The sequence below is a fragment of the Actinotalea sp. genome (assembly GCF_041597215.1).
Taxonomy (GTDB): domain Bacteria; phylum Actinomycetota; class Actinomycetes; order Actinomycetales; family Cellulomonadaceae; genus Actinotalea.
Genome location: NZ_JBFHHB010000233.1, coordinates 1 through 5,056 on the forward strand (window position 1 = coordinate 1; position 5,056 = coordinate 5,056).

At 72.3% G+C, this 5,056-nt stretch carries 8 protein-coding genes; 4 read left to right on the forward strand and 4 right to left on the reverse strand.

Annotation, left to right across the window (positions count from 1 at the left end):
* Positions 1-63 precede the first annotated feature (63 nt).
* The 4 genes from ABWK99_RS13450 to ABWK99_RS13465 all read right to left on the reverse strand — a co-directional run bounded on the left by ABWK99_RS13450 (position 64) and on the right by ABWK99_RS13465 (position 2,915).
* Positions 64-609, reverse strand: a complete 546-nt coding sequence (locus ABWK99_RS13450) for a trehalase-like domain-containing protein (protein ID WP_372595213.1) — start codon at positions 607-609, stop codon at positions 64-66.
* Between the two features lies 1 nt (position 610).
* Complete coding sequence (locus tag ABWK99_RS13455; RefSeq protein ID WP_372595214.1) at positions 611-1,969, reverse strand: NAD(P)/FAD-dependent oxidoreductase; 1,359 nt, start codon at positions 1,967-1,969, stop codon at positions 611-613.
* Positions 1,970-2,036: 67 nt separating this feature from the next.
* A complete protein-coding gene (locus ABWK99_RS13460; RefSeq protein ID WP_372595215.1) occupies positions 2,037-2,378 on the reverse strand; it encodes a hypothetical protein in 342 nt (113 codons plus the stop codon).
* A gap of 297 nt (positions 2,379-2,675) precedes the next feature.
* Positions 2,676-2,915: a zf-HC2 domain-containing protein gene (locus ABWK99_RS13465; protein WP_372595216.1), complete on the reverse strand. Its 240-nt coding sequence runs from the start codon at positions 2,913-2,915 to the stop codon at positions 2,676-2,678.
* Between the two features lie 80 nt (positions 2,916-2,995).
* Here ABWK99_RS13465 and ABWK99_RS13470 point away from each other — a divergent pair, with 80 nt between their 5' ends.
* From ABWK99_RS13470 to ABWK99_RS13485, 4 genes are all read left to right on the forward strand, one after another.
* Positions 2,996-3,580, forward strand: a complete 585-nt coding sequence (locus tag ABWK99_RS13470) for an RNA polymerase sigma factor (RefSeq protein ID WP_372595217.1) — start codon at positions 2,996-2,998, stop codon at positions 3,578-3,580.
* Positions 3,580-3,846 carry an anti-sigma factor gene (locus tag ABWK99_RS13475; RefSeq protein WP_372595218.1) on the forward strand — a complete coding sequence of 89 codons (267 nt, stop codon included), beginning with the start codon at positions 3,580-3,582 and terminating at the stop codon, positions 3,844-3,846. Before ABWK99_RS13470 ends, ABWK99_RS13475 begins: the two co-directional genes overlap by 1 nt.
* 156 nt (positions 3,847-4,002) lie before the next feature.
* Positions 4,003-4,383, forward strand: coding sequence for a DUF427 domain-containing protein (locus tag ABWK99_RS13480; protein ID WP_372595219.1), 381 nt, complete (start codon positions 4,003-4,005; stop codon positions 4,381-4,383).
* Positions 4,287-4,757: a flavodoxin family protein gene (locus tag ABWK99_RS13485; RefSeq protein WP_372595220.1), complete on the forward strand. Its 471-nt coding sequence runs from the start codon at positions 4,287-4,289 to the stop codon at positions 4,755-4,757. The genes ABWK99_RS13480 and ABWK99_RS13485 overlap by 97 nt, the downstream gene beginning before the upstream one ends.
* The last annotated feature ends 299 nt before the right edge of the window (positions 4,758-5,056 follow it).

Genomic DNA, 5,056 nt, shown 5'->3' on the forward strand with positions numbered 1-5,056 from the left:
CGTTGGCCACCAAGCTGCTCGGGCATGGACGTCGTGGGTGCCGCTACGAGGGCGCCGGACGGCTCATCGGTCCGCGCCTTGAGGGTGATCAGCGATCGTGCGACGACGTCCGCCCACGGGCCCTGGGTCTGCAGGCGGTCGCTCCAGCCCGGCCATTCCCGCACCGTGGCGTCGAGGAGCTCGTTTGCCGGCCCCGGGTCGGGTACGGGCCGGCCCCGTTCCTCCCAGGAGAGGACGACCGGCCGAGTCGAAGCGGATGCACAAGGACACCTGCATCGTGACTTCGCCGTCGATCCCCTCGACGATGCGGACGACCGTCGGCGTCCCGTGGCGGTGAGGCACGAAGTCGGTCATGCGTACGGTGCCGGTCGAGGTGCGCATCTCCGTCTCGAGCACGAGGGTCCCGGGCACGTACCGCCGGGTGACGACGGCCTCCTCGCGGGGGGCGATGGTCCAGTGGCCGTTGTCCTCGTCACCCAGGAGGGACGCGAACGCAGCGGGACTGTCGAACGGGGGCAGGCACAGCCAAGTGATGGAACCGTCGCGGGCGACGAGCGCCGCGGTGTGGGTGTCCCCGATGAGGGCGTGGTCACCGATGCGCTGCACCATGTCAGGCGAGGTCGCGCAGGGCGTCCTCGATGCCCCGATGGAAGGTGGGGTAGGCGTAGATCATGGAGCGGAGCGTCTCGATCGGGACCTGTGCGTGGACGGCCACGGTCAGGGCACCGACGACCTCCCCGCCGGCTGGGCCCATCGCGGTCGCACCGACGAGGACGCCGCGGTCGGCGTCGGCGACGAGGACGATCGTCCCTTCATTGCCGACCTTGTGGATCCAGCCGCGTGCGGTCGACGGCACGGACGCCCGACCCACGGCGACCTCCTCCAGCCGCTCGCGGGCCTGGCGCTCGGTCAGGCCGACCGCGCCGACCTCGGGGTCGGTGAACGTCACCCTGGGCAGGGCGCGGTAGTCCGCCGTCGCCCCGTCCTCACCCAGCACGTCGCGGATCACGATGCCCGCCTGATACATCGCCACGTGCGTGAACGCGCCCTCGCCGGTGATGTCGCCGACAGCCCAGACCCCGTCGCTCACCCGGCACCACTCGTCCACCGATGCCGTGCGGGCGTCCGCCGGGACCCCGACGACATCGAGCCCGACCGCGGCGGGTTCGGCCCGTCGGCCGGTGGCCACCAGGAGGCGCTCGGCATGCACGACGTCGCCGGCGCCGAGTACCACCACGACGCCTGAACCATCGCGGTCCACGCGCCGGGCGGACATCCCGGTGTGCACCACCGCGCCCTCCGCCTCGAGCACGTTCCGCAGGAGCTCGCCGGCCTCAGGCTCCTCCAGTGGCAGCAGGTGCTCCGCGGCCTCCACCACGGTCACCTGCACACCGAAGCGCACCATCACCTGCGCAAGCTCGCAGCCGATCGCCCCACCGCCCAGCACCACCAGCGAGTCGGGCAGCTCGGTCGCCTCGACCGCCTCGTGGTTCGTCCAGTACTGCACCTTCTCCAGGCCCTCGATCGGCGGCACGGACGGGCGCGTCCCCGTCGCGACGACGATCCCGCGGGTCGCGGCGTAGACCGTGCCGTCCACATCGACCTGACCCGGTGCGACGATCCGGCCGGTACCGCGCACGAACGTTCCGCCCTTGCCGACGAACCGGTCCACGGCGACCTGGTCGTCCCAGTCGTCCGTCGCCTCCTCGCGTATGCGGCGCGCCACCGGCCCCCAGTCCGGGACCACGTCACCGACGCTGCCAGCCAGCCCTTCGACCCGGCGGGCCTCGGCCAGTGCGTTCGCGGCCCGGCTCATCATCTTGGACGGGATGCACCCCCAGTACGGGCACTCACCCCCGACCAGCTGCCGCTCCACCCCCAGGACCCGTAGCCCCCGTTCGGCCAACGTCCCGGCGACGTGCTCACCCCCTGGGCCCATCCCGATGACGATGATGTCGAACGACTCCATGACTGCTCCCCGGTCCGGGCCCTTCGGGACCCGGCTGGTCGGTACGGGCGGAACGGCACGTGCACGGTCAGTGCAACCGTGCACCGCCGCGGCCCATGACGAACAGCACGGCAACGGCGCCGAAGATCAGGTGTGTGGCGACCTCGAGCGGCTGGTTGGCGTCCCGGAAGACCGGGAAGGCGATCGGGGCGATCACCAGGAAGTTCACCAGGTAGAGCGCGACCCCGTATGCCAGGCCGACAGCCGCCCGTGCGGCGTCGGAGCTGACGCGTGTCACGAGCAGCGCCAGCCCGCCGCCGAACGCCATCGAGAGCACCATGTGCACGACCAGGCCGAGCGCCGGGCTCGCGGTCCCGGCGGCCAAGGCCTCCTCCCCCTGGACGATCGTCGCGATCATCTGCAGAGGCATGTCCGCTGGCCTCCCCTGGCTGTGTGCGAACCACATGTTCAGGGCGCCGAACACGGCACCGGCGACCGCGCCGCCCACCGCCCCGCGCACGCCCGATCGGATCAGACCTGACCGGCCTGTCGCGCCTCGTGCCGTCCCCCGCATCGGTGTCTGCGTCCCCATGGTGCCCTCCTTGGTTCGGTGAGCCGGTGCGGCTCGTTCGGCTGCGGAACCCCGCTGGGGCCCGGCCCGCTTCCACCGCTCTGCGATCGCTGCGGCGTCGGGTGTTGCGATTCGGACCCGCTGGGCTTCGCCGGCCTACCCGTGGGCGAGCCGTCCGGCGAACCGCTGCAGCCGCACCACCGGGAGAGAGACGGTCCCGTCCGCGCCCATGTGGCGCAGCGCGGCGCGGATCAGGCGGTTGGTTTCGGCGTCGCCGCTGCAGCCCCAGCAGTCCCGCAGGTGAGCGGCGACCTCCCCGGCGGGCCCGGCGTCCAGCTCACCGTCGAGGTAGGGCACGAGGCGGCGACGCAGCCGGCGGTGCCGAAGCAGGTTCATCGCCGTGGAACCCGTCGACGCCAGCCCGGATTCCGCGGCGGGACGGGGAATCTCTCCGCGGGGCGACGGGTTCCCCCGGTGTGACGCATACGGCACGCGACGACGACGAGCACGCCCGGACCCGGGAGCGGGCCCAGCACGTGGCGTTCGAGCGGTGGGTCGTGCCCGAGATCCCGGTGCTGTACCGGGTCGCGCTGTCCCTGACCGGGCAGAAGGCCGACGCGGAGGACCTCGTGCAGGACACGCTGGTGCGGGCGTTCCGAGCCGCGGACCGGTTCGACGGGGCCCACCCGCGGGCGTGGCTGCTGACGATTCTGCGTCGGGCGCACCTGAACCGGGTCCGGGTGCGCCGCCCGGTCCTGCTGCGTGACGGGGAGTCCGTCCAGCGGGACCTGGAGAACACCGGACCGTCCGCGGCGTCCGCGGAGGAGGTAGCGTTCAGCGAGCAGTTCGAGGCCGTGGTCGCCGACGCCCTGCGCGCCCTGCCGGACAAGCACCGAGCGGTGGTGAACCTCGTGGACATCGAGGGGCTGTCCTACCAGGAGGCGGCCGACGTGCTCGGGGTTCCCCGCGGCACGGTCATGAGCCGGCTGCACCGGGCCCGGGCCCGCATGCGCGACCGGTTGGACGTCGCGGGCATCGCCCCGCGGAAAGGTGGCATGTGATGGTCCTGAAGGCGTTCGCCCGTTCCGACTGCCACCGTGCAGCACGGTTCCTGCAGCACTACCTCGACGGCGAGCTCGACATCGTGCGGGCCTCGATGGTCGCCGAACACCTGGAGACCTGCCGCCGCTGCGGGCTGGAGGCCCAGACCTACGAGTCCATCAAGGTCGCCATCAGCGCCACCGCCCCCCACTCGGACGAGGCAGACGAGGCCGCCGTCGCGCGGCTGCGGCAGTTCGCCGACACGCTTGCCGAGCAGGACGAGTGAGGGTGGGCTCCGCACCTCCTGGGAGCGGTGGCTCACCGACTCCTGGCCGCTGCCGCTGAAGATCGTCGTCGCCCGCCGGGAGCCGTGACACGGGCGGAATCACCGCGGACGGCGGCGGGTTCCGTCAGCCCTGCACCCGGAGAGAAGGGACGCCCCATGCGCGCCATCTGGAACGGCACGGTCCTGGCCGAGAGCGACGAGACGGTCGTGGTCGAGGGCAACCACTACTTCCCGCCGGACGCGGTGCGGTGGGACGAGCTGGAGCGGTCGGACCGTCGGAGCGTCTGCCCGTGGAAGGGCGAGGCGCGGTACTGGTCCGTCTCCGGCGCGGGACGGGCCGGCGAAGCGGTCGGTTGGGAGTATCCAGAGCCGACGTCGGCGGCTCGCCAGATCGCCGGGCACGTCGCGTTCTGGCGCGGCGTCGAGATCCGGGCCCGACCGTGGACGGACCGGTCCGGGACTTCTCGCAGCTGCGCGCCGCGTTCGTCAACTGCACCCTCAAGCGGTCCCCCGAGATCTCGCACACCCAGGGCCTGATGGACGTCAGCGCTGCGATCATGCGCGCGCACGGGGTGACCGTCGATGAGATCCGCGCCGTCGACCACGACCTCGCACCGGGGGTGCAGCCGGACATGACCGAGCACGGCTGGGATCGGGACGACTGGCCGCAGCTGGCCGAGCGGGTCCTCGCCGCGGACATCCTCATCCTGGGCGCGCCGATCTGGCTGGGCGACAAGTCCAGCGTCTGCACCCGCGTCGTCGAGCGGCTGTACTCCCTGTCCGGTCGGCTCAACGACGCGGGGCAGTACCTGTACTACGGGCGCGTCGCGGGCGTCGTGGTCACCGGGAACGAGGACGGCGTCAAGCACGTGGCGATGAGTGTCCTGTACTCCTTGCAGCACCTCCGCTAAGCCATCCCGCCCCAGGCCGACGCCGGGTGGATCGGCGAAGTCGGACCGGGCCCCGGTCATGTCGGCTCCGATCCTCCCGCCCGGTCGATGCGGGCTATCAGTATCGTGACGCCGGGTGCCGTGGTGTGGGCAAGGATCGATGAATCGCGGTCAAGAGGTCCGGTGGCTGCTGCTCGAGCGCTAGGTCCGCTGCTCCTGACCGGGCCGGGCCCGCGGCGATCGGGCCGATGGGCGGGGCACGGTCTCCGCCCGTGGACGGCGCCCGATCCTGTGCGACTGGCGCGGGCCCGTCGCGGCAG

What these genes read in the sequence shown, in the direction of transcription:
- ABWK99_RS13450 (WP_372595213.1), bottom strand. Translation starts at nt 609, where the DNA reads ATGGTGCAGCGCATCGGTGACCACGCCCTCATCGGGGACACCCACACC.
- ABWK99_RS13455 (WP_372595214.1), bottom strand. Translation starts at nt 1,969, where the DNA reads ATGGAGTCGTTCGACATCATCGTCATCGGGATGGGCCCAGGGGGTGAG.
- ABWK99_RS13460 (WP_372595215.1), bottom strand. Translation starts at nt 2,378, where the DNA reads ATGCCTCTGCAGATGATCGCGACGATCGTCCAGGGGGAGGAGGCCTTG.
- ABWK99_RS13465 (WP_372595216.1), bottom strand. Translation starts at nt 2,915, where the DNA reads ATGAACCTGCTTCGGCACCGCCGGCTGCGTCGCCGCCTCGTGCCCTAC.
- ABWK99_RS13475 (WP_372595218.1), top strand. Translation starts at nt 3,580, where the DNA reads ATGGTCCTGAAGGCGTTCGCCCGTTCCGACTGCCACCGTGCAGCACGG.
- ABWK99_RS13480 (WP_372595219.1), top strand. Translation starts at nt 4,003, where the DNA reads ATGCGCGCCATCTGGAACGGCACGGTCCTGGCCGAGAGCGACGAGACG.